The following is a 26,789-nucleotide window of genomic DNA, read 5'->3' on the forward strand; positions in this document are numbered from 1 at the left end:
ATCAATGAATATCTTTTGTCATTGTGAGTATATTTTTTCCTGATGAACGGGAATAGGTGACTTCTGTCATCAGTTGTTTGACCAGATAGATCCCGAGACCTCCGATAGGCCGCTCTTCCGGTGGGAGGGTAATGTCGGGTTCTTTCATTTCCAGCGGATTAAAAGGCGTGCCTTTATCGGTGATGACGATCGCCAGCTGTTTGTTCCCATAGTTCATATCGATGCGTATATCCTGATCTTTTTTATTCGGGTAGGCATATAATATGACATTGGTCACCACCTCCTCGAGAGCCAGTTTGATTTGCATCGTCAACTGCTCTTCCAATCCGTAAGCGGAGGTGTGCAGGTCCAGAAACTCATACAAACGGGTGAGCTGCTCCAGTTCGTTCTTTATGTGTAACGTATTTATCATCTGCCGGTACGGGGCGCTTAGGATTCGATGGTAAGGAAAGAAGAGAAACCGGTGATATTCAGAATATCTATGATGTCCTGTTGCAGGTTTCTCAGACGGAAAGTCCCGTTTTTTGCTTTCATACCTTTCTGCAGGGTCAACAGTAAACGAAGTCCGGCGCTACTGATATAAGTGAGCTCCGTTCCATCGAGTACTACAGTATGTACATCTTCTGCAAGTATTTTAGTGATCTCTTTTTCAAAATCAGCAGAAGTAAGCGTGTCTAACTGACCGGAAAGGTTGATGATTGTTTCGTTTCCGTTTTTTACTGTGATCTTCATATATTGTTTTTGTTCTGATTTCTATTACAACAAAAGTATAGATAATCATTTAGTTGGACAAGTTATTTAGGGCTTTTGTACGGATCATAACGGAAATAGGCGGAAGGTATATAGGTTGGTCGTATCGGTATGCCGATATGTTTCGCTTTTCGTTGTGATAACAGTGTTTTGCCACGATGATGTCATAGCAGTGCCAATACTATGGCACAACACTGCCACAGTAATGGCAGAGTCTTGCCACAGCATTGGCAGAGTCTTGCCACAGCATTGGCAGAGTCTTGCCACAGCATTGGCAGAGTCTTGCCACAGCATTGGCAGAGTCCTTTCTTCAGGCCGAAAATCCTTATAGGTAAGGAGTCCGGCCTGACAACACTATGTCCTATTTCCTGATCAACCGGCTGATACCTCTCGCTATCTCTCCGATCCAGAGAACCAGGGAGCTTAAACCGATAATGACACCCCAGTCTTTCAGGGATAAAGGCACTACGCTGAACATCTCTCCGCCGAACGTAACGATCAGATACTGGCCGATGATGATCAACAGGGCGACGAACAGGAAGCTCTTGCTTTCTTTCAGGTTTGCAAAAGCGGAACGGCCTTCCATGAATGCTTTCGCATTGAACATATTCCAGAACTGAAGCATCACGAAGAAACTGAAGAACCAGGATAAATCGTGCGGTGTTAATCCGGTCTGGGCATGGAAGTAATACAATACGCCCATCAGGATCACAACAAAAGCGATACCTACTCCGAAGATGTTGTAAGCCATCGGGCGGGTAATGATAAAGTCGCCGTTTTTACCACTGCGGCGGGGTTTATCTTTCATTACCCGCTCGTTGGGAGGTAATGATGCCAATGCTCCGGCGGCAAATGTATCCATGATCAGGTTTACCCACAACATCTGTGTGATGGTAAGCGGCGATTCGGTTCCGAACAGGGAACCTAGTAATACGATCAGACAAGCGGCCACATTGATGGTAAGCTGGAATAAAAGGAACTTCTGTATGTTACGATATAAAGAGCGTCCCCACATGACTGCACGGGTAATGCTGCCGAATGAATTGTCCAGGATGGTAATGTCGCTGGCTTCTTTGGCTACAGAGGTCCCGTCACCCATAGACAAACCTACCTGGGCGGCTTTCAAAGCCGGGGCATCGTTTGTACCGTCGCCGGTTACGGCAACGACAGCACCTTTTTTCTGTAATAATTGTACCAGGCGTTGTTTGTCGGTCGGACGGGCACGACACATGATCTTCAGGTCGAGCACACGGTCGAGTGCTTCTTCGTCCGTCAGTGCTTCGAATCCAGGGCCGGTAATAATATTGCGGTCGGTGTCTTCCGGTTTCCATGTACCGATCTGACGACCGATCTCACGGGCAGTACCCGGTGTATCGCCTGTGACGATCTTGACGTCGATACCGGCATTCAGACAGCTTTGTACGGCTGCCGGAACATCTGCACGGACAGGGTCGGAGATGGCTACGATACCTAGATAGGTCAGGTCGGTACCATGCAAACGTCCGTTGACGAAATAAGCATCATCCTTCCCGTCTTCAATGATCTGGTAAGCAAAGCCTAATGTACGCATCGCCTGGTTCTGATAGTCCAGTAATTGTTTTTCGATGTCTGCCTTGCAGGCTTCAACCGTTTTGTAAGTACCGTCGGCTGCCACCCGCTGGCAGTTGGCTAGAACAATTTCGGGGGCACCTTTCACATATAATACTTTTTTACCTGACAGAGGCGACTGTACCACTGTGGCCATATACTTCCGTTCGGTAGAAAACGTAAGCTGTGCTAAAACCGGGGCTTCTTCCCGTAATGTCAGATAGTTTTGATTCTGACTGTTCAGCCAAAGCAGTAAAGCAGCCTCGGTTGGATTACCTAGTGTTTTCACCTTATCTTCCGAGAAGTCGAGATAAGCGGTCGAGTTAACGGAAATGCCTTCTTTGATGAGGTTGCTCAACTCGTCATCTCCCAATTTCTGATCTTTGAGATTGTAGAAGTTCGTTTGGTAAACCTGCATCTGGTTTTGTGTCAACGTACCCGTTTTATCCGTACAGATCACCGTTGTCGCTCCCATGGTCTCACAGGCATGCATCTTGCGGACCAGGTTGTTCGTCTTAAGCATGCGGTTCATGCTCAGGGCAAGACTCAGGGTTACACTCATCGGCAGACCTTCCGGAACGGATACAACGATCAGCGTTACTGCCACCATAAAGATGTTCAGAATATGCGAGATCAAGTCCATCACCGGCATACCGGAGGACGTCATCAATAATTTTGCGAGTAAGGCAATGAAGGTAAGTCCGGCAACCGTGTAGCCACCTTTGCTGATGACACCGGCAAGCCCTTTGAGCTGTATCTGTAGCGGTGTTTCCACGTCGCTTTCTATCTGCGAGCCTTCATATACTTTTCCGTAGCCGGTGGCATCGCCTACCAGCTCGACTTTCATCACTCCATGTCCGTCGACAACCGTTGTGCCGCGCATCACCATATTGGATGGATAGGTCGCTTCGTGATCGAACTCGGCTTCGTTGGTGGTCTTGCTGATGATCGGTTCGCCTGTTAATGTCGATTCATTGATCTGCAGAGAGATAGCTTCCAACAGATGACCGTCGGCAGGAACTTCCTCTCCGGTTTCCAGTACGACGATGTCGCCGACAACGACTTCTTTTTTAGTTACCTGGCAAATATTCCCTTCACGGATCACTTTGACGAACGTATCGTCGTTTACGGTATTCAATACATCGAACGCTTTGTTCGCTTTCATTTCGAAGAAGAACCCGACACACGATGCCAGCATGATAGCAAAGAAGATACCGATCGGTTCGAGGAAGGCTGTAAAACCTTTCGCTTCCGGTCCCCAGCAATGTACGCCGGCAATGATCATGGATAGCAGCCAGGCTACCAGCAGGATCTTAATGATCGGGTCATTAAACTTTTCAAGGAACTGGCTCCAGAGAGAGGCTTTCTCCGGAGGTGTGAGGATATTTTCGCCGTGGAGGCGCCTGCTTTCTTCAACTTCTTGTTTGGTTAATCCCTGATACTGATGTTTTTTCTCCATAAATTTGTTTAATCTGATTCAGAAAATGAGTCAGCAAATTACGTAAAGTTGGCGGACATACGCAAGTGCTTTGGTTTTTAATTGATGATGTAATTTATTATTTTATGTGCTAGTATTTTAGGAAAATGGCAGAGTAATGGTTTGTTAACCTCTTGTTGTGTTAAATTAACGGGTTGGATATAAACTTTTGGCTTCTCTAATTGTCTTATATATAAAAGGAGAATTGTGTGTTAGTATTTAAGGTTATGAAGAATGTTAGGTTATTTTGGTTAATAGGGATTGTCCTTCTATTTGCAGGGCAATCCCTTTATGCTCAAAGTAAAAAAGAAAAGAAAGAGCAGAAAGCCAATGAAGTGAAAGAATTAATAGATAGTAAACGGTTTACAGTGAATGTAAATCGTGCGATACCCATGGGAGGACGTTCGGTTAATCTGACTTCTCCCTACTCTTTGGAAATGCGCGGTGACTCGGTTATTTCCTATCTTCCTTATTTCGGAAGGGCATATTCGGCTCCTTATGGTGGCGGTGACGGGTTACGTTTCGAAAAATCAATTACCGATTATCAATGTTCTTTTAATAAGAAAGGAACCGCTCAAATACAGTTTCGTACCCGAAGCGATGACGATACGTTTGCATTTAATGTGCAGGTGTTTTCAAATGGCTCCGCGACAATCAATGTGACGCCTGTCAATAAACAGAACATCACATTCTATGGGGAACTGGCTCCTGAGAAAAAGGAATAAATAATCGTCCTTGCCGTGCATTTCTTTCGGCAATACGCTTATTGACCTTCGCTGTAAATTCGAAGTTCTTAAGTCCCCAGTCGGGAGCGATCAGCAGTTCTTTGGGGGATTGCGATACAAACCTCTCTACTACAATAGAGGGGTTTAATTTTTCTATGAAGTCGATCACCAGGTCGATGTATTCGTCGGCCGTGTACAGATGGAACTCTTCCGGGTGTTCGGCATATTCTTTCGCCATGCGGGTGTTGCGTATCAGTTGCAGTTGATGTAGTTTCAGCGTCGTGACCGGTAAAGCAGATAACCGGTCGGCATGGTGCATTATTTCTTCCCGGCTTTCTCCCGGCAAACCCAGGATCAGGTGGGCCCCCGTATAAATACCTCTTTCCGCTGTCCGCCGGATGGCTGTTTCCGATTCTCCGTAGGTATGTCCGCGGTTGATGCGAAGCAATGTTTTGTCCAGCGTGCTTTCCAGTCCGTATTCTATCATCACGAACTTTTCTTTGGAAAGATCTGTGAAATAATCCAGTAGGTCATCCGGCATACAGTCCGGACGTGTCCCGACGATCAATCCGACCACACCGGGGTAGGATAACGCTTCTTCATACTTCGCTTTCAGCGAGCTCAGTTCATCATATGTATTGGTATAAGCCTGGAAATAGGCGAGATACTTCATTTCTGGATATTTACGGGAAAAGAAACGGATACCTTCCTCTAATTGTTCGGTCACACTCTTTTCCGTATGACAATATTCCGGGCTGAACGTTTGGTTATTACAATAAGTACAACCTCCCCATCCCTTCGAACCGTCGCGGTTCGGACAGGTAAAGCCTGCGTTTATAGAGATTTTCTGTACTTTATAAGGGAATACTTTCCGTAGGAAATCTCCGAAATCGTTATAAGGTTTTACGTTTTCCATGCGGCAAAGGTAATTTATAATGGTTAATGACCAATGTCCGGTGGTTAATTTAACGATAAAATATCCCGGAAACGCTATCCGGGTACATAATTTACCTTTAACGGCTAAGGGTTTACCATGAGAAAATACTACCTTTGCAGCCTATTCAAAATAAAAAATAGTATTCATGAAACGATTGGGTGTTGGTTTCTTGCTTTCATTGGCGATAATTGGAAGCGTATCTGCTCAGAATGGGAGCAAGCGTGTAGATTTAAAAGAAATTACAGATGGAAAGTTCCGTCAGGTAACCGCTATTGGTGAAATGCGGTCTTTACCGGATGGCGAGCATTATACGGCAATGAATAAAGACCGTAGTATGATCATTAAATACTCTTATCGTACAGGTAATCCGGTAGACACTTTGTTCAATGCCCGGACGGCCCGTGAATGTACGTTTGATGATTTTGACGGCTATGATATCAGTAGTACAGGCCATCATATACTGGTTTGGCGGGACACAGAGCCGATTTACCGCCGTTCTTTCAAAGCGATGGTTTACGATTATGACGTACGGCGTAACTATGTGAAACCGTTGTCCGATTCGAAAAATAAACAGATGATTCCGACTTACTCGCCGGACGGACGTATGTGTGCTTATGTGGTGGATAACAATATATGGGTTCGTAAGTTTGATTTCGATACCGAAGTACAGGTAACTAAAGACGGTGAACTGAATAAGGTGCTGAACGGTATTACCGATTGGGTATATGAAGAAGAATTTGCCGTTACGAACCTGATGGCCTGGTCTCCGGACAGCGAATATCTGACTTATGTCCGTTTCGATGAAAGTGAAGTGCCCGAATATTCCATGCAGATGTACGGCAATGGCCTGTATCCCGGATATTACAATTTCAAATATCCGAAAGCTGGAGAGAGCAACTCGAAAGTAACGGTTCATTCTTACAGCGTAGCAACGAAAGATATCAAAGAACTGAAAATACCGGTGGAAGCGGATAGCTATATTCCCCGGATCACGTTCACAACTAATTCGGATCAGTTGGCTGTCATGACTTTGAACCGCCAGCAGAATCTTTTCAATATGTATTATGTAAATCCGAAGAGCGGCGTATCCCGCCTGATCCTTCGTGATGAAAATAAATGTTATGTCGATTCCGAATGGCTGACTTCTATCCATTTCAACCCGAATGGATTTACGTATGTGAGCGAACAGGATGGTTATTCCCATATCTACTTGTATTCGCCGACGGGAGTTATGCAGCGGCAGGTGACGAAAGGCAATTGGGATGTGACCCGTTTGATCGGATATGACGATGTTGCCAAGGTAGTATATTACGAGTCGGCAGAAGAAAGCCCGTTGCGCCGTTCTGTCTATAAAATAGACCAGAAAGGTGTCAAGACGAAGCTGTCGGAAAGCGAAGGTACGAACAGTGCCGACTTCAGTGCTAACTATGCCTATTTCGTAAATAACTATTCGAATGCCAACACGCCTGCCGTGATCACCGTAAATGAAACGAAGTCGAAGAAAGTGTTGCGCGTGTTGCAGGACAATGCTGCCTTACGCGAAAAACTGGCAAGTACATCATTCTCCAAAAAAGAATTTTTCAAGGTGCATACTGCTTCTGATATAGAGCTGAATGCCTGGATTGTAAAACCGGTGAATTTCGATGAATCGAAGAAATATCCGGTACTGATGGTGCAATATAGCGGACCTAATTCGCAACAAGTACTGGATAAATATGGTTTTGACTGGGAACATTACCTGGCTGCGAACGGAATTATCGTAGTCAGCGTGGATGGCCGGGGAACCGGTGCACGTGGTGAAGCCTTCCGTAAATGTACATACCTGCGGATGGGCGAATTGGAATCCAGAGACCAGGTGGAAGCCGCACAGGCTTTGGGCAAACTGCCGTACGTCGATGCAAAACGCATTGCCATCTGGGGCTGGAGCTTTGGCGGATATAATACATTGATGTCGATGAGCGTGGGTAACGGTACATTCAAGGCCGGTATCGCTGTCGCTCCTCCGACAGACTGGAAATATTATGACTCGGTATATACCGAACGTTTTATGCGTACGCCTAAAGAAAACTTCTCGGGCTATGCTGCAACTTCACCGATCCGGCTGGCAAAAGACTTACAAGGTAAGCTGTTGCTGGTACACGGAACTGCTGATGATAATGTACACTTCCAGCAGACGATGGATTATGCAGAAGCATTGGTACAAGCCGGTAAACAGTTCGATATGCAGGTTTACAAAGACCGTAATCACAGTATTTACGGAGGAAATACCCGATATCATCTGTATACCAGGATGTCTAACTTCTTATTTGATAACTTATAATGTCAGAACATGTGAGAAAGCCGGATTGGTTAAAGATCCGGCTTGGTGGGAACGAGCAGTTTACAAAGACGAAAAGTATTGTTGAGTCGCATTGTCTGCATACCATTTGTACGAGCGGCAAATGCCCGAATATGGGAGAATGCTGGAGCCGGGGAACGGCCACGTTCATGATAGCGGGTGAGATATGTACCCGTTCCTGCCGCTTTTGTAATACGCTAACAGGCAAGCCGTTGCCGCTGGATCCGAAAGAACCGGCCAATGTAGCGGAAAGTATTCGCCTGATGAACTTAAAACACGCAGTGATAACGTCGGTCGATCGTGACGATCTGCCCGACCTGGGAGCCCGGCATTGGGTTGATACGATCCGGACAATCAAAGAAGTAAACCCGGATACGACGGTAGAAGTCCTGATACCTGACTTTCAGGGACGCCTTGATCTGGTCGATCAGGTAGTGGCAGCCGCTCCCGAAATCATATCGCATAATATGGAAACAGTGCGGCGTATCAGTCCGCAGGTTCGTAGTGCCGCCAAATACGATGTCAGCCTGGCTGTCCTGTCACGCATTGCAAAACAGGGTGCTACGGCAAAAACCGGTATCATGGTCGGCCTGGGAGAAACCCCCGGAGAGGTATACGAACTGATGGACGATGTGCTGGCAGCAGGTGTTTCCGTATTAACAATTGGTCAATATTTACAACCATCCAGAAAAAATATTCAAGTAACTGAGTATGTGACCCCCGAACAGTTTAATGTCTATAAATCAATCGCTTTGGATAAAGGATTTCGTATGGTAGAGAGCGCTCCGCTGGTTCGTTCCTCTTATCACGCTGAAAAGCATGTTTAATAGCGAAAACTTTTAACACATTGGGTTGTTATATATTTAAAGTGCGAAGAAAGGGGGAAAGGGTATGAACAAAGTTAAGAAAGGTTTAGACAATCAAGCCATTGGTCTGTTGCCATTGTTGCTTTTTATGTTCTTGGATAATTATTTTTCTTATCTGTTGTCTTTCATTATCGGCGTTACCTTTTGTTTTGTATGTATTTTTCTTTATCAGGTATTGAGTAAGGATAAAGTGTATCAATTTTTATTGTTACCTTCAGCTATTACGCTGGTGTTGTATTCTGTCTTTCTCTGCCTGAAACTGGAACCCGTACTATTCATTTATTCTCCGTTGATTACGGAGGTGTTGTTGGTGGTGGTACTTGCGTTTATCGGTTTTAGCCGGCGCTCTGTACTGAAAAAGATAAGAACATCGACACACCCGACTTACAAACGGACTTTGATGCGTACTACGTTAAATGAGTTTTATTTCATTGCCCAGTTGGTTCAGAATTTGTATACATTACATCTATTTGCCATTTTGGTATACAGTATCCTGCCGGATACGATGCAAAGTGTGCGCGTGGAACGTTTCCTTTACAGGGAACTGGGGGTATTGATCGGAGTACTGGTCATTCTTTATGAACAGATACGCTTATCGTTGATGCAAGGTAGTTTACAGAAAGAAATGTGGTTACCGGTGTTGAATGACGGAGGAAAAGTCATCGGTTGTATTGCGCGTTCGGTCAGCCGTTCGTTACCGAAGAAATACTATCATCCGATCGTCCGCGTAGCAGTTATCCATAATGGAATGCTTTATTTGATGAAAAGGAGTAAAGATGCATTCGTATCGCCGGATACGATCGATTATCCTTTCCATAGTTATGTACTATTCAGGCACAGTATCGAAAGTACGGTGCGTGAATCGGTAGGTGAACTTGCTGGACAGCAGGATGTGAATCCTCGTTTTCTCATTCGTTATACGTTTGAGAACGAGAAGGTGAAACATCTGGTATCGCTTTACGTGATCTGTCTTCGTACGGAAGATCAGCTGAGTCAATGCAAGCGGGCAGGTGGAAAACTCTGGACTGCCAAGCAAATAGAAGAGAATCTGCATACCGGCGTATTCAGCGAATATTTCGAGCAGGAGTTCTCTTATCTTCAGAATACGATCTTGTTGGCAGAAAACTTCTGCTGTGGTAAATAACCGGGTATCCTTTAACGGATACCCAGTTCGATCACTTCGAGGTCTTTCATATTTTTGCCGTCGATGACGAAGCGGACCAGGGTACGAACCTGATGGAAACCGCTTTTACCGGCGGCGCCTGGATTGATATACAGACAATTCAGGTACTTGTCAAATGCAACTTTAAGAATGTGCGAGTGACCCGCTATGAACAAGTTCGGGCGGGTATCGTACAATTCTTTGCGGATAGCCGGGTTGTAACGGCCCGGATAACCGCCTATATGCGTCATCATCACATTTACGTCTTCTACTTTGAAATGAGCTACTTCGGGATATTCCAGCCGGAGTGATTGCCCGTCTATATTTCCATATACTGCCCGGAAAGGTTTCAAAGCAGCCAACCGTGCCGCCAGTCCATCCGAGCCTATATCACCAGCATGCCATATTTCATCGCATTCCGAGAAATATTCTGCATATTTATCATCCCACCAGGCATGAGTATCTGAGAGAAGTCCTATTTTAATCATATTTGTGTTATTACGTTAATGCTGTTATCTAAGGTTCTCTATCTGTCCGACCGGCAATCCTGTGCATCTTGCAATGTCGGCAGCCGCTATGCCCATACGTTTCATATTGGAAGCCGTCTGGAACAGAGCTTCAGCTTTGCCTTTGGCTTCGCCCTCGGCAAGCCCCTCTGCTTTTCCCTCTGCCAGTCCTTCGATGCGACCTTCCCATTTGGCGGTGTCGAGAACATCGTTCTGGATCATAATCACGTTCAGATGCTCGTCATACGCATGTCGCTCGCTTGAAGACATCGAGTAGTACTTCAGTTTCTCACGGGCTTCACGAAGGCCCGGTGTTGTCGTGTCCGGGCGGATCGTTCCGTCTTTCAGATACTTGATCCATTCATCCAAAGGCGTCGAGGCGACCTTGTCGAACTCGTTTACGCGGATCAAAATGTACTCAGGGAAGATTGAAGACGGGAGACGGGTGACGACTGCATCACGGTCGCGGGTGTTGATACGCAGCCGGTCGCCGGTATGCACACCGGTGAAATGGTTCTGACCGTGGTAGATATAGTCTGTCCCCACACCAAGGTCGAAATACAGGATACTGATGGAGTAGACCTTTTTTACTTTCTGATAGCCTTCACCCAGCGAGATATGCTCAGTGATGGCTTTGGCCACGCCGTAGAGAATACGTTCGAGATAATGAACTTCACGGGTGTTCTGGATTTCGACGATGATGATTTCGTCTTTGCTGTTCAGCGCCTTTATATCGACGCGGTTAAACTTGTCGTCGGCACTTTCCTGATTGCCTTCGCTTTCGAGGATCTCAAGTATCCTGACCTCTTCACGCAGCATAACGGTAAGGAAACCGTTAAGCACATCGAAGTTGGCCTTCTGGCGTAACAAACGCTTGATTGCCCAATCAAAACGGATATACCGGTCCTGTAACTCTTTTCTTTCCTCTTCTGCCATGATTTTCAGATCTGACTTTTTCATAGTAAGGTGTTTTATATGTTATGTAATACGCAAATATATGCATAATTATTAATGAACAGGTTATTAAAATGGAAGAAATATATTTTACCGGACACAGATTTCGGGACTGTCGATCTTTTATTCGTTTGTGTCTTTTTTCAAGGGATATAGCGAATATGTGAATTATTGTTCTTATATTTGGGTGTTTGCAAAGAAGTATTCATATAATTTTAAAACAATGCCTATGGTATAAAACTGTCTAAAAGACATATTAAGATATAAAAAACGTAAAGTTTATTTAGAAGGTGCTGAAAAACTACCACTTTTAGATGCCCCCTTCAAAGTACACTGGACGTTCACGTTTAGGCGTGGACTTCATTGTTGTATTATAAGGGGAGCGGGTTGTGGTAGACCTTTCAGGACCGTAATACAAAAAAACAATGAGTCCACGTTTTTTTATTGGTCTTCCCTTCTCTCTACTTTGGACTCCCGGCGGGTAGCCGGATATCAAACCTTGTTTAGTACTATTCCTTTCCTATAGGATTCTGATGTAGCAACGTGAATGTTGCCGAATGAATTATTATGAAAAGCGGACACCGATTTGTAGCAAGAATGTGTGATGAATGTCATTAACCTGTCTCCGGATTGAAATGTTGTCTTGCTTATTTTGTTCCGCAAATAAATCAAATTTATTATTATTTTAAACAAAATGGATCGAGAGAAGAATGTGTCCCATTTACTGGGAATTTTATGCCTTGCCGTAGCGTTGCAGTTTTTTCCTGCACAAGTATGGGCGGAGACCAATGTACTTCCTGTTGTTAGCCAGCAAAAATCGTATGCTCTAACGGGGAATATTGTGGATGGAAAAGGGGAGCCGATAATCGGAGCCAATGTTGTGTTAAAAGGTTCTGCGACTGGTGTCGTGACCGATGTGGATGGGAATTTTTCAATGAATGTATCGGAGAAAGATGTCCTGATGATTTCTTATATAGGATACAATTCACTGGAAATTCCGGTAAAAGGGCAAAAAAGCTTGAATATCGTAATGAAGGAGAATGTAGAATCATTGGATGAAATCGTGGTTATCGGTTATGGTACAATGAAGAAAAAAGATTTGACAGGTTCCGTATCTGCCATAAAAGCCGATGAAATTACGGCCTTTACCGTATCCAATCCTATTCAGGCTTTGCAGGGGAGAGTTCCGGGAGTTGTCCTTTCACAGAATACCGGAGATCCGTCGGGAGATTACTCGATCCGTATTCGAGGGGTTAATTCGATCAAAGGGGATAATTCTCCGCTTTATATCATTGACGGAATACCTGCGAGCACGTCTTCTATCAATACATATGATATCGAATCCATGGAAATCCTGAAAGATGCGTCGGCTACGGCTATTTACGGTTCCCGTGGAGCGAATGGTGTAGTTTTGATAACGACCAAGAAGGGGAAAACCGGGAAAACGACAGTTTCTTACGACTTTGAATATGGCTTCCAGAAGCAGATAAAAAGTTGGATTTAATGAATGCTCAGGAGTGGGCGCGGTTTTATAATGAATATCTGGTCAATGCAGATATTTTGAGTGAAGCTCCTTTTTCCGAAACGGATATTGCAGCAATGGGGAAAGGGGTAGACTGGCAGAATGAAGTATTTCAGAATGCTCCTATCTCGAATCATAATATTAATGTATCGGGGGGAACGGATAATTTGCGTTATTTCATAAGCGGTTCAGCGATGATGAAAGACGGCTTGATCCATAACAGTTCGTATGATAAATACAATTTACGTTCGAGCCTGGATTTGAAAATGAGCAAGATGGTCAGTGCTTCGTTGAACATGGGATATTCGCTGATAAACCAGATGAACCAGTCTGACGGAGGAGGTAACGGAGGTTCTTCTATGATCGGTGCCACTTATTCTGCCGCACCGGTATTTTATCCGTACGATGAAAGTGGTAATTATAAGGATTTGCGTTCCTGGTATTCCTGGTCGTCGCATGAAATCAAGAACCCCATTTGCATGGCTTATGAGGCAACTTACAAGACTGTTACGAACCTGACGAATATCAATGCCGCTATCAACTTCCAGCCGATCAAAGGCCTTTCTGTGAAAGCGACTTTCGGTCTGGAAGGTTTGGATTCACGGTATGACGCTTATACGACTAAAAAGTATATTTACCAGAATAATTCCGCATCCGTGAACCATAAACGGTCTACTAATGTGATAAATGAGGATATTGTGAATTATGACTTTACCGTGAATAAAATTCACTCATTCAATCTGATGGGTGGTTTTACTTATCAGCAGAATGTTTATAAATCGATAGCCGCATCCGGTAATACATTCCTGAGCGATGTCCAGCAAACAAATAATCTGTCTTCGGCAGGAACGGTCAACACTCCTTCTACCTCTTATTCCAAATGGGCGTTGATGTCTTATCTCGGACGTATCAACTATTCTTTTAATGGTAAATATCTGGTGACTGCCAGTTTCCGCGCGGACGGATCGAGCCGTTATTCGGCAGGTTCGCGTTGGGGATATTTCCCTTCGGGAGCTGTGGCATGGAGAATATCCGAAGAACCTTTTATGAAACAGTTTGAAAAAGTGACCAATCTGAAACTTCGCCTGGGATATGGCCGTACAGGTTCGAGTGCCATCGATCCGTATATGACACAGAATTTATTGAATACAGGAAAGACGGCGACAGGAACTGAGAATGTACCCTACTATGCGCCAAGCAGCACTTTCCCGGAAGATCTGAAATGGGAGACAACGTCTCAATGGGATGTCGGTGCCGATCTGGGCTTGTTCAACCAACGGTTACGTTTTACAGCCGATTATTATTATAAAAAGACGACTGACCTGTTGAATACGGTATCGTTGCCGTCTTCATCCGGATATTCATCGACAGTCCGGAATATCGGAAGTATGAGTAACCGGGGAGTCGAACTTTTGGTGGAAGCGGATGTCGTACAAAAGAAGGATTTTGGTTTTACAGTCCAGTTTAATATTGCACATAATAAAAATAGAGTTGAAGAATTGGCTGGCGGAGATGATATTTTAGGTACGACTTACAGTAACTATGGTTCTGGTTCTATAACCATTATTCGCGAAGGAGAACCTTTAGGGGCGTTTTATGTATATAAAGATGCCGGATTAGATGAAAAAGGCTCTCTTTCTTATGTCGATATGAATGGTGACGGTCAATATACAGATACGGAAGACCGATATATCGCGGGATCGCCTTTTCCGGATTTTACGTATGGTTTGAATTGCGGCTTTCGCTATAAAAACTGGGATTTCAATTTCTTTCTGCAGGGAAGCCAGGGAAATGATGTCTTTAACTTGAGCGAGATGAGGAATTATTCTTATGGCCAGGGTATGAATATCGAGCGTAAGGTGTATTATGAAAGTTGGAGGGAAGGACAGGATAATTCTCATGTCGCCTATCCGAAGATTGAGGCGGTCGGCTCTTTGAAGTACTCAGACCGTTTCATCGAGAATGGTTCTTATCTGCGTTTGAAAAATGTCAGTCTGGCCTACAATTTCCCTTGTGAAAAATGGAGTACCCGGAATTGGCTTAGCGGTATCCGGGTGTTTGTAAGTGCCCAGAACTGGTTGACCTTTACCAAGTATAACGGGGTGGACCCGGAGGTGAGTTCAAAAGCGAGTGATGTCAATGCCGGTATCGACCATTTGACTTATCCGAACAGTAAAACGTTTTCAATGGGTTTAAGTGTCAAATTTTAAAAATCAGAAACAATGAAAAGTAAGTTGTTATTATCAATAGTGGCCTGTCTCTTTGTTTTTCAGGCGTGCGACAATTGCCTGAATGAGACGAAATATACATATTCGATTTCGAGCGAAACATTTTATAATACACAGGAAGAAGCGAATGCTGCGGTATTGGCTCCCCTGGATGTGATGCGGTCGGCTTATAATTCTAATTTTTTCGCTACGCTGGAAATCAATACGGAGTACTGTTATCCGAAAGGAGTTTACCAGACTTACAAAGCATACAACGGTTTTGTAAATTCTACTCATATCACGCGGAGTGAATCTAACTGGACGAATTTATATAAAGCGATCATGTATTGTAATACCGCGATAGAGAAACTTCCGTCGGCAACGGAGATGACCGAGACGGAAATTACAGCCTATTTAGGGGAACTGAGATTCCTGAGAGGATTCAATTATTTTAATTTAGTCAAATATTGGGGTGGAGTCCCTCTGAAAACCGAGGATAACATTACGATATGGGATGTGCCCAAAAGCTCGAAGGAAGATGTTTATGCTTTTATTATCGAAGACCTGAAATATGCGTTGGCTAATTGTCCGGATAAATCCAGATATCTGGCGACGCCGAATAAAAATGTGGTGAGAACATGTCTGGCTGATGTGTATATGCATACGGGAAACTATGAAGAAGCCAAAACTCTGGCTGGGGAAGTGGTCAATAGCGGAGTTTACTCATTGGTACAGGTCGGTGCTTCAAGGGATTTTGACAAAGTATTCGGGTATGACCTGACAACTTCGACGGAAGAGGTGTTTTATATCAAGACATCGCGGACAGACGGTAAAACCTGGGATTATCTGTCTTATACATCGCATCCGAAATATGAGATAGAACCGGGCAAGTTGATGTTGAATGGGAATGGTTATTTTACGCATTATACGGATTTGAGAAATCATGTGATATCTACCTGGGATAAGAATGATCTCCGTTATGCGCTGAATGTCGGCTTTTATATTTTTGGAGCCGATGCTTACGGAGAGTACACCTGCCTTTTGACAAAGTATTGGGATCCGAATTCACAAGGGGGAGGAGCGAATGTTTCTATTCCGTTGATCCGTTATCCGGATGCAATGCTTATTTTTGCTGAGGCAACGGCACGTGTTGCTGGAGGGCCTACAGAAGAGTCAATCGAAATGCTGAACCAGCTTCGTCGTCGTGCTTATGGGTACGATCCTAAAGTCCCGGATATGGAATTGGATTATAAATTATCGGATTATAAAACGATGGATGACTTTATCGATTTGTTGATCAGGGAAGAAACCTATGAGCACTTCAACGAGGGGAAACACTGGGATTTTATCGTCCGTTTGGGGAAAGCACAGGAACTGGTAGGAAAATATTATAATGTGGAAGACGGTTCATGGACGGAAATTAAGGAAAGACATTTTTTGTGGAAGATTCCGGATTCCGAATTCAATTATAATAAGGCGATGAATCAGTCTACCGACCAGAATCCGGGTTATACTTCTGCCGAATGAGTAAAATGTTAAACTTAAAATAGAGAATAGGAATGAAAAAACAGATTATTAACGGAGGGCGTATATTTTTTATGCTCGCGTTTATGTGGATAGCAGCCTGTCTTGTGACATCATGTGGCAACCGTTCGGATAAGGAACATGTACGTCTTCTCTACTGGAACATCCAAAACGGGATGTGGTCCGGACAGGGAGATAATTATGACGGTTTTGTCGAATGGGTTAAAAAGCAAAATCCGGATATCTGTGTCTGGTGTGAAGCTCAGACTATTTATAAGACGGGGACAGCTGACCCTATGGAGGCAGCAGATCGTTACCTGACAGATAATTGGGAGAAACTAGCCATGCGATATGGACATGCATATTGGTATGTAGGTGGTCACCGTGACAACTATCCCCAGGTGATAACATCTAAATATCCGATTAAAAATGTCTCGCGTATTACGGGGGCGGAGCCGGACAGTGTCGTTACGCATGGCGCTGGCTGGGCGCAGATCGAAATAGGCGGACAAACGGTCAATGTGGTAACGCTCCATACCTGGCCGCAAGCCTTTGCTTTTCGTGCCGAAGACCAGGATGCCAGCAGAGCGGAACACGGAGGAGACAAATACCGGCGTATGGAAATGGAATATATCTGTAAACAAACGATCGGATCAGTTCCCGGGGCAGCTGGCCAATACTGGATGATGATGGGAGATTTTAATTCGCGGTCACGAGTTGATAATACGGTTTACAAATATCCGGAGGTAGATACTCGCTTTTTAGTGCATGATTATATCCGTGAGAATACCCCTTATGTAGATGTGATCGCTAAAAAGCATCCCGGCGAGTTTAAGACCACGACGGGGGGAGAGGCGCGTATAGATTTCGTATATTGTACTTCTCCGCTATATGAACGTATTGTTGCTGCCGATGTCGTGACCGATACTTACACAAAACCGGTGCGCGATCCGGCAAATCTTTCAAACTTTTGGCATCCTTCCGATCATCGTCCCATTTTGGTGGATTTTGAATTGGAAAAAGGTAAATAAAAAGTGATAAGAGCTCATATTCGTTGGATTTTATAGAATTATGAGTTAAAAAAGAGGATCGGACAGCTCTTAACAGGGGTTGTCCGATTTTTGTATAAGTATCTATTTCTTTTATTCTGCAAAAGTCTCTATATTTACGCAGCTAAGAATAGAATACGATGGAGAATTCATATAAATACTTTAAGCGCGACATTAGTTGGCTCTCTTTCAACTACCGGGTTTTACTGGAAGCGGAAGACGATGCGCTGCCTATCTATGAGCGGATTAAATTCTTGTCTATCTATTCTTCCAATCTGGAAGAATTTTACGAAATACGTGTGGCGGAGCATCGTGGGGTGATCATGAAAAAGAATTTCACCGAAGAAAGCGGTGCCGAGGCCGAAGAAGTGTTGACCGAGATAACAGATGAAGTGAACCGCCAGCAACGGGAGTATTACCGTATCTTTTCGGAAAAGATACTGCCGGAGCTTAATCGTCAGAATATTTATCTTTATCAGGGAAGCGAACCCGAACCTTTCCATGAAGAGTTCGTGCATAACTTCTTTAATGAAGAGGTCTTTCCGTTCCTGTCGCCCGTCATGATACAGGCAGGGGATATCCGTACGTTTATCCGCGACCGCCGTTTATACCTGGTGATCCGTATGATAAAGAAGAGCAAGCGGAAGTCGGAAGGCGACCAGGCGCCTGAGTTCCATTATGCCCTGATGAAGATCCCTTATGCCAAAGTACCCCGTTTCATCGAGTTGCCCCAGCATGAAGGGAAGTTTTACATCATGTTCATCGACGATATTATCCGGACGAATCTGGCGAATGTATTTCCGGGTTATGAGATAGACAGTTGTTATAGTATCAAGATATCCCGCGATGCCGATATTTATCTGGAGGATGAGAAAGGGAATATCGTGGAAAGCATCCGTAAGAAGGTAAAGAAACGGAAGATCGGGGCGCTGAGTCGTTTTATGTACGATCGGGCGATGCCGGAAGATTTCCTTTCTTTTATATGCGATGCTTTCGGTATTACACGCGACGACCTGGTGGTTGGCGGGCGTTACCTGAATTTGCAGGACCTTGCCAAATTGCCCAATCCGAAAGGGAAAGAGTTGGAACAGAAGGTCCCGGCACCTATGCGTGTGCCTTATCTGGATGAGAAAGGTTCTGTATTCCGGGCGGTGAAGAAAAAAGATATTTTGTTGCATTTCCCTTACCAGTCGTTCGATTACCTGATCCGCTTTCTGATGGAGGCGGCTTTCGATCCGAAAGTGGATGAAATAAAAATCACCCAATACCGGGTGGCGGAAAATTCGGCGGTCATCAATACGTTGGTAAGTGCTGCACAGAATGGGAAAAAAGTGACGGTCTTTGTAGAACTGAAAGCCCGTTTTGACGAAGAAAATAATATGAGTACGGCCGAGCGGATGGAGAAGGCGGGGATACGTATTATATATAGTATTCCCGGATTGAAGGTGCATGCAAAAGTAGCTGTTATCGTCCGGAAAGATTCGGAGGATGGGAACAAACGGCGTGACTTTGCTTACCTCAGTACCGGAAACTTCAATGAGAAAACGGCACGTGTCTATTCCGATATGGCTTTACTCACCTGCAATGACGAGATCATTACGGATATAAACAAGGTGTTTGCTGTGTTGGAAGGTAAAATGTCGGAGCCTACTTTCCGCCATTTGCTGGTGGCGCGTTTCAATATGGTTCCTGAACTGATCCGTATGATCCACCGGGAGATTGAACATGTGAAACAGGGACGTAAAGGACGGATCGTCTTGAAGATGAACGGTCTGCACGACCAGAATATGATCAATGAGTTGTATCGTGCCAGCGAGAATGGGGTGGAGATCGATCTGATCGTGAGAGGTATCTGTTGCCTGGTTCCCGGCCAGCCTTATAGTGCAAATATCCGGGTAACACGCATTGTCGATATGTTCCTGGAGCATTCCCGTATCTGGTATTTCTATAATGACGGCAAGGAAGATGTCTATCTGACATCGGCAGACTGGATGCGTCGTAATCTGAACCGGCGTATAGAAACGGCTTTCCCGATACTGGTCCCGGAGATCAAACAGGAAGTAGTCGATATACTGAAGATACAGATGCGCGATAATGTAAAGGCTTGTCTGATCGACGAACAGTTGCATAATAACTTCAAACATAACGATGAGCCGGTGAAAGTCCGTTCGCAGTTGGCTATCTATGAATATCTGAAAAATAAATCGTGAATGAATTGATATGGATAATCCTTCTTCCCTGACCTTTTTCTTGTTTTGTTTCTGCTGGGTGGCGCTGATAGCTGGTGCCGTATTGGGCTATATTATCGGTGTCCGTATGGCACGCAGCAAAGAACGTCACCGGCTTGTCAAGGAAAAGATCAGGAAGAATAAGGTGGCTATTTATCATTATCAGAAAGAAAAATACGATTATATCGGGCAGATAAACCGCCTGGAAGAAGATCTGCGTAATCTGGCGGAAGAATCGGAGCTTTATAAAGAACGCATCGCCGATCTGGATTATTACCAGCGGAAAGTTCGGGAAAGCGAACAGATCATCAAACGTCTTTCGGCCGCATCGGAAGAGACGATCGAGTTGCCGACAGATGCTTTTTCTTTATTGATCCAGCTCAAACAAGATCCTGTCCGTACCAATCTGACCAAGCCGGAGTGGAGCGAATTGCTTTATACCACCGATCTTCTTTTCAATAATTTCCTGACGGAACTGAAACAGAAATCGGGTATAACCCGCCATGAAGAAGAAATTTGCTGCCTAATCAAATGGAACTTTCCCCGTAAAGATCAAATGGCTGTTTTTAATAATACCACCGATGCCCTGACCAAGTCGAAGAGCCGTCTGAAGAAACGGTTACAGCTGGACGATAAGACGGATTTGGACCAGTTTATCCGACTGTATCGATAAATTTTGATCCGTAATCTATTCTAATTGTCCTGCAAAGTGTATCTCCTATAGAATATATTGGTTTGTATTTTGTTGATATATAGTATTTTGTCGTTTTTCTTATTTGTCCGGTACTCTTTCTTCCTCTCTTTCTTTTTCCCTCTTACCTTTGCTGCCATAAACAATTAACTCTGAAATGGAATAAAGAATAATGCTTATGAGAACACAATGTCTATTTACCGTTTACCTGTTGGGATTACTGACTTTAATGAGTTGTAATAGCTCCATCGTAGAGAAACGCGCAACCGGTCTGCCTTATGAAATTCTGGTCGTTATGACCAGGGAGGTGGGAGAAAGTGAAGTTGGCGAGTTGATAAAAGAGCAGTTAAATGCTTCGGTAGCAGGACTTCCTCAACCGGAACCCTCCATGCGGGTTACTTTTGTTCCCAAGGAAACATTCAATGGTCTGTTGAGATATGTCCGTAATATTCTTATTATCGATATTGATCCGGCTAAATATACGATGGTGGCGTTGAACGGTTATAAGGATGAGTGGGCAAAGAACCAGGAAGTGATAAAACTCAATGCTCCGTCCGTCCATGAACTGGTGACTTATCTGACATTGCATGATTCTGATATAGTCAATCATTTTTGCAGTATAGAAAAGGGACGTCGTATCGCTATTTTAAAGGAGCATTACAGTAAACTAGCTATGGATAAAGCGCAGGAAAAATTCAATATCCATATCAATGCTCCGGAAGATATGACTTATTATAAAGATACCACCGATTTCCTATGGGTATCGAATAATGCTAATACCGGGCGTGTTGATTTGCTGGTGTATTCTTTTCCGTATACAGATGAAAATACGTTTACGGAGGATTACCTGGTAGCTAAGCGCGATTCTGTTTTGAAGCGAAATCTACCCGGTGCTTTCCCCGATTCATATATGGCAACCGAAACACGTGCCGGTCTGACTTATGAACCTATCATGCTGCATGAAAAATATTGCGGTGTGTTACGTGGCCTGTGGAAGATGGTAGGCGATAAGATGGGTGGTCCGTTTGTCAGCCATGCCTTTCTGGATACGAATAAACAACGTGTGATTGTTACCGAAGGACTTGTCTATGCTCCGGAAACAACCAAACGGAATTATATACGCAAGATAGAGGCGGCACTTCATACGGCGCGTCTGCAATAATCGTGTTTTCTCCTGTACCCGCCTATTCTCCGGGAAAGAGAATAACTTTATCCGGCAGATATCCGCTACGGATACGCCATTCCTGCGGGTACAGGTTGTTGGCACGGTTTCCTAAATGTTTGACAAAACCAAGTGGGAAATCGTTATAACAGACTAATACATATCCTTTTTCTATATCCGAAGGGAGGAGTAAGGCTTCTTTTTTCAGGTATTTGACAGCATCTGCCCAACTGACTTCGACGCGGGTAAAAGCCGTTTTGTTCAATGCGGTGCTTACTGCCAGGGAATGAGCCGGTAAGATGTCTTTCCCTTTTATTTCACCTATGCGTATTCCGGCTGATACTATTCGTAGCTGATTGGATATTAGTTGCCAGGTGTCGTAGTGAACGGTGGGGATGGCCTGTATGGTGTCGTTGAAAACTTCCATCCGGAAGCTGTCAGGCTCCTGCAACCAATTGTTTATAAGGGAAGGAATAGCTGGTGTTGCTTTTCCTTTATCTTTCTTACCTTTCCCTTTAGGACGAATTTCTTCTATTTCACCGGTTGCTTTACGCAGGGCGGCAAGGAAGAAACCTTCTCCTTTTGTTTTATGAGGGAAGAAACGGTAGACCGGGTGTGCATGGCGTAACGGTCCGGTGATCTGCCATTCTTCTTTAACAGGGATGGACAGGGCTTCGGCTCCCAGTTCTTCCAGTATGTAATGTATATTATCCTCGTTTTCTTCCGTGTTATAGGTGCAGGTACTGTAAATAAGTAGTCCGCCGGGTTTGAGTGCATTCCATATATCGTGGATGATACGGCGCTGGCGGGCGGCACAAAGGTTTACGTTTGCCACACTCCATTCGCCCGTGCTGTCGGTGTCTTTGCGGAACATTCCTTCGCCGGAACAGGGAACGTCGGTAACGATCACATCGAATAAATGTGTCAGGCGGCCGATCTCTTCCGGGTCGTTGTTGGTGACGATGCTGTTCGGATTACCCCATTTGGTCATATTTTCAGCCAGGATATTGCTACGTGTACGGATTACCTCGTTGCTGACCAACAGGCTTCCTTCGGGTAAAAGGCTTATCAGGTGAGTGGACTTCCCTCCCGGGGCGGCACAAAGATCCAGGCACTTGACCGGTCCGTCCACAAAGGTGCGAATGGCTTGTTCCAAAAACATCGACGAAGCTTCCTGTACATAATAAGCTCCTGCATGAAACTGTGGATCGAAGGTGAACGAAAGCCGTTCAGGCAGGTAATAGCCGGTTTCGCTCCAGGCGACCGGCGATGTTTCGGGCGCCTTTGTCCCTTTACGCTGATTTATACGGATACTAACGGGTACGTCCGCTTGTAATGCGGCTTCCAGTTTATCATATTCTTCACCTAATAAAGCACGGGTACGTGCGATAAATTCGATAGGAAGTGCCATCTTATTCTGTTTGTTTGGTGCAAAAATACTAACTTTGCAGAAAACTAACAGTATGCAAGCATCGCTTTTCCTTATACCGGTTACATTGGGAGATACCGAGCATCGGCGTGTTCTCCCGGAATATAATCGTGAAATCATTCTACAGATCAAACATTTCATCGTAGAAAATATACGTACCGCACGTCGTTTTCTGAAAAAGACGGAACCTTCTATCGTAATAGACGATCTGACTTTTTATGAATTGAATAAGCATACTTCTCCGGAAGATGTTACCGGTTATCTGGCTCCGTTGGCAAAAGGCGAGCATGTCGGTGTGATATCTGAGGCTGGTTGTCCGGCTGTTGCCGATCCGGGAGCGGATGTAGTGGCGATTGCACAACGGAAGAATTACCCGGTTGTTCCATTGGTAGGACCGTCTTCTATCCTGATGTCTGTAATGGCTTCCGGTTTCAACGGACAGAGTTTTGCCTTTCATGGTTATCTGCCCATCGATGCTTCAGAACGGACAAATACAATTAAAAAGCTGGAAGGGCGTATTTATTCGGAAAACCAGACACAGCTTTTTATCGAGACGCCTTATCGTAATAATAAGCTGGCGGAGGAACTGATCCGTACCTGTCGTCCGTCTACTAAGTTATGCATAGCTTCGGATATTACGTGTGAAGATGAATATATCCATACTCGTCCGGTGAAAGATTGGGCAGGGAAAGTTCCTGATCTGAGTAAGAAACCAACCATCTTTTTAATTTATAAATAATCAGTTATGGCAACTTTTCAGGCACATGAAACAGCAGTGATCGATCCCGGCTGTACGATCGGGGATGATACCCGTATCTGGCATTTCTCTCACATAATGTCGGGTTGTACGATCGGTGAACGGTGTAATATCGGGCAGAATGTTGTTATTTCGCCGGAAGTCGTCCTGGGTAATAACGTAAAGGTGCAGAACAATGTATCTGTTTATACGGGGGTGACTTGTGAGGATGATGTATTTTTGGGACCTAGCTGCGTCTTTACGAATGTTATCAATCCGCGAAGTGCCGTTAACCGGAAAGATCAATATATGAAAACGCATGTAGGTAAAGGAGCTACTATCGGAGCGAATGCAACGATTGTTTGCGGATATACTATCGGAGCGTACGCATTGATTGGTGCCGGAGCGGTAGTTACTAAAGAAATTCCGCCTTATGCCTTAGTCGTAGGTAATCCTTCCAAACAAATAGGTTGGGTGAGTGAATATGGGCATCGGCTCTATTTTGATGGGGATGGATTGGCTGTCTGTCCGGAAAGCGGGGAAAAGTATTTACTGAAGGATGGCGAAGTTGTTCGTATCGGATAAAAATAGAAAAGGCGGATAATTCCGCCTTTTAATATATCTTACTTTGTTATGTAAGTTGTTATTTTTCATGCCACCATCTTTGACCACTTGGAGTCATAAGCCAAATAAAAAAAGCTATACCTATGGCACTCATTGTAATACATAAATAGACAAATCCCATAATTTACTCCTTTCCTTTTAAAAATAAAGCAAAACTAAAAGCAGTCAAAATAATAACAGCTATAAATCCTGATACAAAAATAATCATTTTATCAATATTAAAATTTAATATGTTCGTTAAAATGATACCGCCGAATATCAACTTGGTGAGATCGTTGATGTATTTGCTGGCTTCCAGATAGATGGCCTTCCGTGTTTTTCTACTTACTTTCGGAAGTAACTTAAATGAATCAGGCGTTTTACGCCGATGAATCGTAGTAATATTTTTCATAGCTTATTCGTTTTGTTAATGATGTTGGCAAATGTATAAAAAGAAAGGCGGATAATCAACTATCCGCCTTATAAATATCTCTTAGCAAGCCTTCAAACTCATATCGAGACTCTTGACCGAATGGGTCAGTGCCCCGACTGAAATAAAGTCTACACCACATTCTGCATAGTCGCGCAGTGTATCGAATGTGATACCGCCTGATGATTCGGTTTCGAAGCGTCCGCCGATCATTTCGACAGCTTTCTTTGTATCTTCGATATTGAAGTTATCCAGCATGATGCGGTCGATACCTCCCACGTTCATGGCTTGTTGCAACTCGTCGAAGTTACGTACTTCAATTTCAATTTTCAGGTTCTTGCCTTTTTCTTTCAGGTAGTTCTGTGCACGGGTAATGGCCTGTTCGATGCCACCGGCAAAGTCCACATGATTGTCTTTCAGCAGGATCATATCGAATAGTCCGATACGGTGATTTATACCGCCGCCGATCTTAACGGCATCTTTCTCCATCATACGCATACCTGGAGTCGTCTTACGGGTATCCAATACGCGGGTTTTAGTGCCTTCCAGCGCTTTTACATATTTGCGGGTAGTCGTTGCGATACCGCTCATGCGCTGCATAACGTTCAGCATCAGGCGTTCTGTTTGCAACAGAGACTGTACTTTTCCTTCTACAGTAAAGGCGATGTCACCTTTTTTTACTTCGGCACCATCATTGATAAAGATTGTCATTTTCAGTTCCGGGTCGAAGTCGTGGAAGATACGCTTAGCCATTTCTACGCCGGCCAGTACACCATCTTCTTTAATGATAAGCTGGCTTTTTCCCATAGCAGTATCGGGAATGCAGCATAAAGTCGTATGATCACCGTCGCCTATATCTTCGGCAAACGCTAATTTAATTAAGTCATCAATTAATTGATCCATTTGTTATTCTATTCTGATTGATTGTATAATCGCTTTGTCGCCGTCGGCACGGTAAGTAATGTTTACACGATATTCACCCGAAGCGGTCGGAAGTTTGCCGACAAAGAATCCGGCATCTTTTTTATCTGCATGGTGTACCACCGAGAATCCGGTCGGTTTGTTGTTCCCGAAGAAAGTAGACAGCATTTTGACGGCTTCGCTTCCGCTGCACTTTTTAGATGAACCGGGGAGAGCCATATCTACTTCCTGATCCATAGCTCCGGTCAGTGTAGTGGCATTTCCACTTTTGAAGGCGTTCGATATAGGGTTAATATCGGTTGCCATGACGCTCAAAAATGAGAATACCAATGCCAATGTAAGTAATAATCGTTTCATAAGCTATCTCCTCTTTTTGTGAGTATTATCGCACAAAGGTATGTATTTTTCCTGTAAATTAGCGCCTTCAACACTTAAAATGTAAATAAATGAAAATTGCGCTGGTCGTAATAGGTAAGACCGATGCCGGTTATTTTGTAGAGGCAATCAATGAGTATAAGAATCGTTTGGTTCATTATATCCCTTTTGAACTGGAAGTTATTCCTGATATAAAGAACGTAAAAAATATGTCTGAGACCCAACAGAAGGAGAAAGAGGGAGAGTTGATATTGAAAACATTACAATCCGGGGATTATCTGGTTCTGCTGGATGAGAAAGGGAAGGAGTTTACTTCCATGCAATTTTCTACTTATATAGAAAAGAAAATGCATACGGTGCCGAAGCGGTTGGTGTTCGTTGTGGGAGGGCCTTATGGCTTTAGTGAGGCTGTTTATAAGGCCGCTTCGGAAAAGATTTCATTGAGTAAGATGACTTTCTCGCATCAAATGATCCGCCTGATCTTTATCGAACAGATTTATCGGGCGATGACTATTCTGAATAATGAACCCTATCATCATGAATAGTTGACAGTTGACAAGTGACAGTTGACAGTTTGGGGTTCGATTGCGAAGCTTATCTGTCAACTGTC

24 protein-coding genes are annotated in these 26,789 nt (G+C 44.2%); 14 read left to right on the top strand and 10 right to left on the bottom strand.

Annotation, left to right across the window (positions count from 1 at the left end; translation table 11 throughout):
• Position 1: 1 nt before the first annotated feature.
• The 3 genes from IEY67_RS07345 to IEY67_RS07355 form a co-directional block, all read right to left on the bottom strand.
• Positions 2–412, bottom strand: a complete 411-nt coding sequence (locus IEY67_RS07345; protein WP_183668979.1) for an ATP-binding protein — start codon at positions 410–412, stop codon at positions 2–4.
• A gap of 17 nt (positions 413–429) precedes the next feature.
• Complete coding sequence (locus IEY67_RS07350) at positions 430–732, bottom strand: STAS domain-containing protein (protein WP_122353388.1); 303 nt, start codon at positions 730–732, stop codon at positions 430–432.
• Positions 733–1,111: 379 nt separating this feature from the next.
• A complete protein-coding gene (locus IEY67_RS07355; RefSeq protein ID WP_122376305.1) occupies positions 1,112–3,796 on the bottom strand; it encodes a calcium-translocating P-type ATPase, PMCA-type in 2,685 nt (894 codons plus the stop codon).
• A gap of 245 nt (positions 3,797–4,041) precedes the next feature.
• On the opposite strand from IEY67_RS07355, the gene IEY67_RS07360 reads away from it, so the two are divergent.
• The gene (locus IEY67_RS07360) at positions 4,042–4,539 is read left to right on the top strand and encodes a DUF4251 domain-containing protein (RefSeq protein ID WP_122353390.1); all 498 of its coding nucleotides are present in this window, start codon (positions 4,042–4,044) and stop codon (positions 4,537–4,539) included.
• Here IEY67_RS07360 and mnmL read toward each other — a convergent pair.
• On the bottom strand, positions 4,499–5,455 hold the full coding sequence (gene mnmL, locus IEY67_RS07365; protein WP_183668981.1) for a tRNA modification radical SAM protein MnmL/YtqA: 957 nt from the start codon (positions 5,453–5,455) through the stop codon (positions 4,499–4,501). The two genes, IEY67_RS07360 and mnmL, sit on opposite strands and share 41 nt — an antisense overlap.
• 166 nt (positions 5,456–5,621) lie before the next feature.
• Between mnmL and IEY67_RS07370 the strand changes: the two genes are divergently transcribed.
• The 3 genes from IEY67_RS07370 (at position 5,622) to IEY67_RS07380 (ending at position 9,824) form a co-directional block, all read left to right on the top strand.
• A complete protein-coding gene (locus IEY67_RS07370) occupies positions 5,622–7,796 on the top strand; it encodes a S9 family peptidase (protein ID WP_122376307.1) in 2,175 nt (724 codons plus the stop codon).
• Positions 7,796–8,641 carry a lipoyl synthase gene (gene lipA / locus IEY67_RS07375; RefSeq protein WP_122353393.1) on the top strand — a complete coding sequence of 282 codons (846 nt, stop codon included), beginning with the start codon at positions 7,796–7,798 and terminating at the stop codon, positions 8,639–8,641. The genes IEY67_RS07370 and lipA overlap by 1 nt, the downstream gene beginning before the upstream one ends.
• A gap of 64 nt (positions 8,642–8,705) precedes the next feature.
• Entirely contained in the window at positions 8,706–9,824 is a 1,119-nt protein-coding gene (locus IEY67_RS07380) for an NUDIX hydrolase (RefSeq protein WP_122353394.1), read from the top strand.
• An 11-nt stretch (positions 9,825–9,835) separates the two neighbouring features.
• On the opposite strand, the gene IEY67_RS07385 is transcribed toward IEY67_RS07380, so the two are convergent.
• A complete protein-coding gene (locus tag IEY67_RS07385) occupies positions 9,836–10,330 on the bottom strand; it encodes a metallophosphoesterase family protein (protein WP_122353395.1) in 495 nt (164 codons plus the stop codon).
• Positions 10,331–10,354: 24 nt separating this feature from the next.
• On the bottom strand, positions 10,355–11,308 hold the full coding sequence (locus IEY67_RS07390; protein ID WP_122376309.1) for an Rpn family recombination-promoting nuclease/putative transposase: 954 nt from the start codon (positions 11,306–11,308) through the stop codon (positions 10,355–10,357).
• 688 nt (positions 11,309–11,996) lie between these two features.
• Between IEY67_RS07390 and IEY67_RS25130 the strand changes: the two genes are divergently transcribed.
• The 7 genes from IEY67_RS25130 to IEY67_RS07420 all read left to right on the top strand — a co-directional run bounded on the left by IEY67_RS25130 (position 11,997) and on the right by IEY67_RS07420 (position 21,685).
• A complete protein-coding gene (locus tag IEY67_RS25130; protein WP_229800990.1) occupies positions 11,997–12,806 on the top strand; it encodes a TonB-dependent receptor plug domain-containing protein in 810 nt (269 codons plus the stop codon).
• Positions 12,806–15,034 (top strand): SusC/RagA family TonB-linked outer membrane protein, encoded by a 2,229-nt coding sequence (locus tag IEY67_RS07395; RefSeq protein ID WP_229800991.1) that lies wholly within the window; start codon positions 12,806–12,808, stop codon positions 15,032–15,034. The genes IEY67_RS25130 and IEY67_RS07395 overlap by 1 nt, the downstream gene beginning before the upstream one ends.
• 12 nt (positions 15,035–15,046) lie before the next feature.
• The gene (locus tag IEY67_RS07400; protein WP_183668983.1) at positions 15,047–16,558 is read left to right on the top strand and encodes a RagB/SusD family nutrient uptake outer membrane protein; all 1,512 of its coding nucleotides are present in this window, start codon (positions 15,047–15,049) and stop codon (positions 16,556–16,558) included.
• Positions 16,559–16,590: 32 nt separating this feature from the next.
• Positions 16,591–17,586: an endonuclease/exonuclease/phosphatase family protein gene (locus tag IEY67_RS07405; protein ID WP_122376311.1), complete on the top strand. Its 996-nt coding sequence runs from the start codon at positions 16,591–16,593 to the stop codon at positions 17,584–17,586.
• Positions 17,587–17,744: 158 nt separating this feature from the next.
• Positions 17,745–19,814: an RNA degradosome polyphosphate kinase gene (locus IEY67_RS07410; RefSeq protein WP_122376312.1), complete on the top strand. Its 2,070-nt coding sequence runs from the start codon at positions 17,745–17,747 to the stop codon at positions 19,812–19,814.
• A 10-nt stretch (positions 19,815–19,824) separates the two neighbouring features.
• Positions 19,825–20,505, top strand: coding sequence for a hypothetical protein (locus tag IEY67_RS07415; protein WP_122376313.1), 681 nt, complete (start codon positions 19,825–19,827; stop codon positions 20,503–20,505).
• A gap of 196 nt (positions 20,506–20,701) precedes the next feature.
• Positions 20,702–21,685 (top strand): DUF4837 family protein, encoded by a 984-nt coding sequence (locus IEY67_RS07420; RefSeq protein ID WP_122376314.1) that lies wholly within the window; start codon positions 20,702–20,704, stop codon positions 21,683–21,685.
• Positions 21,686–21,707: 22 nt separating this feature from the next.
• Here IEY67_RS07420 and IEY67_RS07425 read toward each other — a convergent pair whose 3' ends face one another.
• Positions 21,708–23,096 (bottom strand): methyltransferase RsmF C-terminal domain-like protein, encoded by a 1,389-nt coding sequence (locus tag IEY67_RS07425; RefSeq protein ID WP_122376315.1) that lies wholly within the window; start codon positions 23,094–23,096, stop codon positions 21,708–21,710.
• A 52-nt stretch (positions 23,097–23,148) separates the two neighbouring features.
• On the opposite strand from IEY67_RS07425, the gene IEY67_RS07430 reads away from it, so the two are divergent.
• Both IEY67_RS07430 and IEY67_RS07435 read left to right on the top strand, forming a co-directional pair.
• Positions 23,149–23,853 carry an SAM-dependent methyltransferase gene (locus IEY67_RS07430; protein ID WP_122376316.1) on the top strand — a complete coding sequence of 235 codons (705 nt, stop codon included), beginning with the start codon at positions 23,149–23,151 and terminating at the stop codon, positions 23,851–23,853.
• A gap of 6 nt (positions 23,854–23,859) precedes the next feature.
• On the top strand, positions 23,860–24,435 hold the full coding sequence (locus IEY67_RS07435; protein ID WP_122376317.1) for an acyltransferase: 576 nt from the start codon (positions 23,860–23,862) through the stop codon (positions 24,433–24,435).
• 163 nt (positions 24,436–24,598) lie between these two features.
• Here IEY67_RS07435 and IEY67_RS07440 read toward each other — a convergent pair whose 3' ends face one another.
• From IEY67_RS07440 to IEY67_RS07450, 3 genes are all read right to left on the bottom strand, one after another.
• Complete coding sequence (locus tag IEY67_RS07440; protein WP_229800992.1) at positions 24,599–24,865, bottom strand: DUF6722 family protein; 267 nt, start codon at positions 24,863–24,865, stop codon at positions 24,599–24,601.
• An 81-nt stretch (positions 24,866–24,946) separates the two neighbouring features.
• Positions 24,947–25,786 (bottom strand): carboxylating nicotinate-nucleotide diphosphorylase, encoded by an 840-nt coding sequence (nadC, locus tag IEY67_RS07445; protein WP_122376318.1) that lies wholly within the window; start codon positions 25,784–25,786, stop codon positions 24,947–24,949.
• Positions 25,787–25,789: 3 nt separating this feature from the next.
• Positions 25,790–26,161 carry a DUF4783 domain-containing protein gene (locus tag IEY67_RS07450; RefSeq protein WP_122376319.1) on the bottom strand — a complete coding sequence of 124 codons (372 nt, stop codon included), beginning with the start codon at positions 26,159–26,161 and terminating at the stop codon, positions 25,790–25,792.
• Positions 26,162–26,250: 89 nt separating this feature from the next.
• On the opposite strand from IEY67_RS07450, the gene rlmH reads away from it, so the two are divergent.
• Positions 26,251–26,724 (top strand): 23S rRNA (pseudouridine(1915)-N(3))-methyltransferase RlmH, encoded by a 474-nt coding sequence (gene rlmH, locus IEY67_RS07455; RefSeq protein WP_122376320.1) that lies wholly within the window; start codon positions 26,251–26,253, stop codon positions 26,722–26,724.
• Positions 26,725–26,789: the final 65 nt, after the last annotated feature.

It is taken from the genome of Parabacteroides faecis, from assembly GCF_014647375.1.
Taxonomy (GTDB): domain Bacteria; phylum Bacteroidota; class Bacteroidia; order Bacteroidales; family Tannerellaceae; genus Parabacteroides; species Parabacteroides faecis.

What these genes read in the sequence shown, in the direction of transcription:
- IEY67_RS07345 (WP_183668979.1), bottom strand. Translation starts at nt 412, where the DNA reads ATGATAAATACGTTACACATAAAGAACGAACTGGAGCAGCTCACCCGT.
- IEY67_RS07350 (WP_122353388.1), bottom strand. Translation starts at nt 732, where the DNA reads ATGAAGATCACAGTAAAAAACGGAAACGAAACAATCATCAACCTTTCC.
- IEY67_RS07355 (WP_122376305.1), bottom strand. Translation starts at nt 3,796, where the DNA reads ATGGAGAAAAAACATCAGTATCAGGGATTAACCAAACAAGAAGTTGAA.
- IEY67_RS07360 (WP_122353390.1), top strand. Translation starts at nt 4,042, where the DNA reads ATGAAGAATGTTAGGTTATTTTGGTTAATAGGGATTGTCCTTCTATTT.
- mnmL (WP_183668981.1), bottom strand. Translation starts at nt 5,455, where the DNA reads ATGGAAAACGTAAAACCTTATAACGATTTCGGAGATTTCCTACGGAAA.
- IEY67_RS07370 (WP_122376307.1), top strand. Translation starts at nt 5,622, where the DNA reads ATGAAACGATTGGGTGTTGGTTTCTTGCTTTCATTGGCGATAATTGGA.
- lipA (WP_122353393.1), top strand. Translation starts at nt 7,796, where the DNA reads ATGTCAGAACATGTGAGAAAGCCGGATTGGTTAAAGATCCGGCTTGGT.
- IEY67_RS07380 (WP_122353394.1), top strand. Translation starts at nt 8,706, where the DNA reads ATGAACAAAGTTAAGAAAGGTTTAGACAATCAAGCCATTGGTCTGTTG.
- IEY67_RS07385 (WP_122353395.1), bottom strand. Translation starts at nt 10,330, where the DNA reads ATGATTAAAATAGGACTTCTCTCAGATACTCATGCCTGGTGGGATGAT.
- IEY67_RS07390 (WP_122376309.1), bottom strand. Translation starts at nt 11,308, where the DNA reads ATGAAAAAGTCAGATCTGAAAATCATGGCAGAAGAGGAAAGAAAAGAG.
- IEY67_RS25130 (WP_229800990.1), top strand. Translation starts at nt 11,997, where the DNA reads ATGGATCGAGAGAAGAATGTGTCCCATTTACTGGGAATTTTATGCCTT.
- IEY67_RS07395 (WP_229800991.1), top strand. Translation starts at nt 12,806, where the DNA reads ATGAATGCTCAGGAGTGGGCGCGGTTTTATAATGAATATCTGGTCAAT.
- IEY67_RS07400 (WP_183668983.1), top strand. Translation starts at nt 15,047, where the DNA reads ATGAAAAGTAAGTTGTTATTATCAATAGTGGCCTGTCTCTTTGTTTTT.
- IEY67_RS07405 (WP_122376311.1), top strand. Translation starts at nt 16,591, where the DNA reads ATGAAAAAACAGATTATTAACGGAGGGCGTATATTTTTTATGCTCGCG.
- IEY67_RS07410 (WP_122376312.1), top strand. Translation starts at nt 17,745, where the DNA reads ATGGAGAATTCATATAAATACTTTAAGCGCGACATTAGTTGGCTCTCT.
- IEY67_RS07415 (WP_122376313.1), top strand. Translation starts at nt 19,825, where the DNA reads ATGGATAATCCTTCTTCCCTGACCTTTTTCTTGTTTTGTTTCTGCTGG.
- IEY67_RS07420 (WP_122376314.1), top strand. Translation starts at nt 20,702, where the DNA reads ATGAGAACACAATGTCTATTTACCGTTTACCTGTTGGGATTACTGACT.
- IEY67_RS07425 (WP_122376315.1), bottom strand. Translation starts at nt 23,096, where the DNA reads ATGGCACTTCCTATCGAATTTATCGCACGTACCCGTGCTTTATTAGGT.
- IEY67_RS07430 (WP_122376316.1), top strand. Translation starts at nt 23,149, where the DNA reads ATGCAAGCATCGCTTTTCCTTATACCGGTTACATTGGGAGATACCGAG.
- IEY67_RS07435 (WP_122376317.1), top strand. Translation starts at nt 23,860, where the DNA reads ATGGCAACTTTTCAGGCACATGAAACAGCAGTGATCGATCCCGGCTGT.
- IEY67_RS07440 (WP_229800992.1), bottom strand. Translation starts at nt 24,865, where the DNA reads ATGAAAAATATTACTACGATTCATCGGCGTAAAACGCCTGATTCATTT.
- nadC (WP_122376318.1), bottom strand. Translation starts at nt 25,786, where the DNA reads ATGGATCAATTAATTGATGACTTAATTAAATTAGCGTTTGCCGAAGAT.
- IEY67_RS07450 (WP_122376319.1), bottom strand. Translation starts at nt 26,161, where the DNA reads ATGAAACGATTATTACTTACATTGGCATTGGTATTCTCATTTTTGAGC.
- rlmH (WP_122376320.1), top strand. Translation starts at nt 26,251, where the DNA reads ATGAAAATTGCGCTGGTCGTAATAGGTAAGACCGATGCCGGTTATTTT.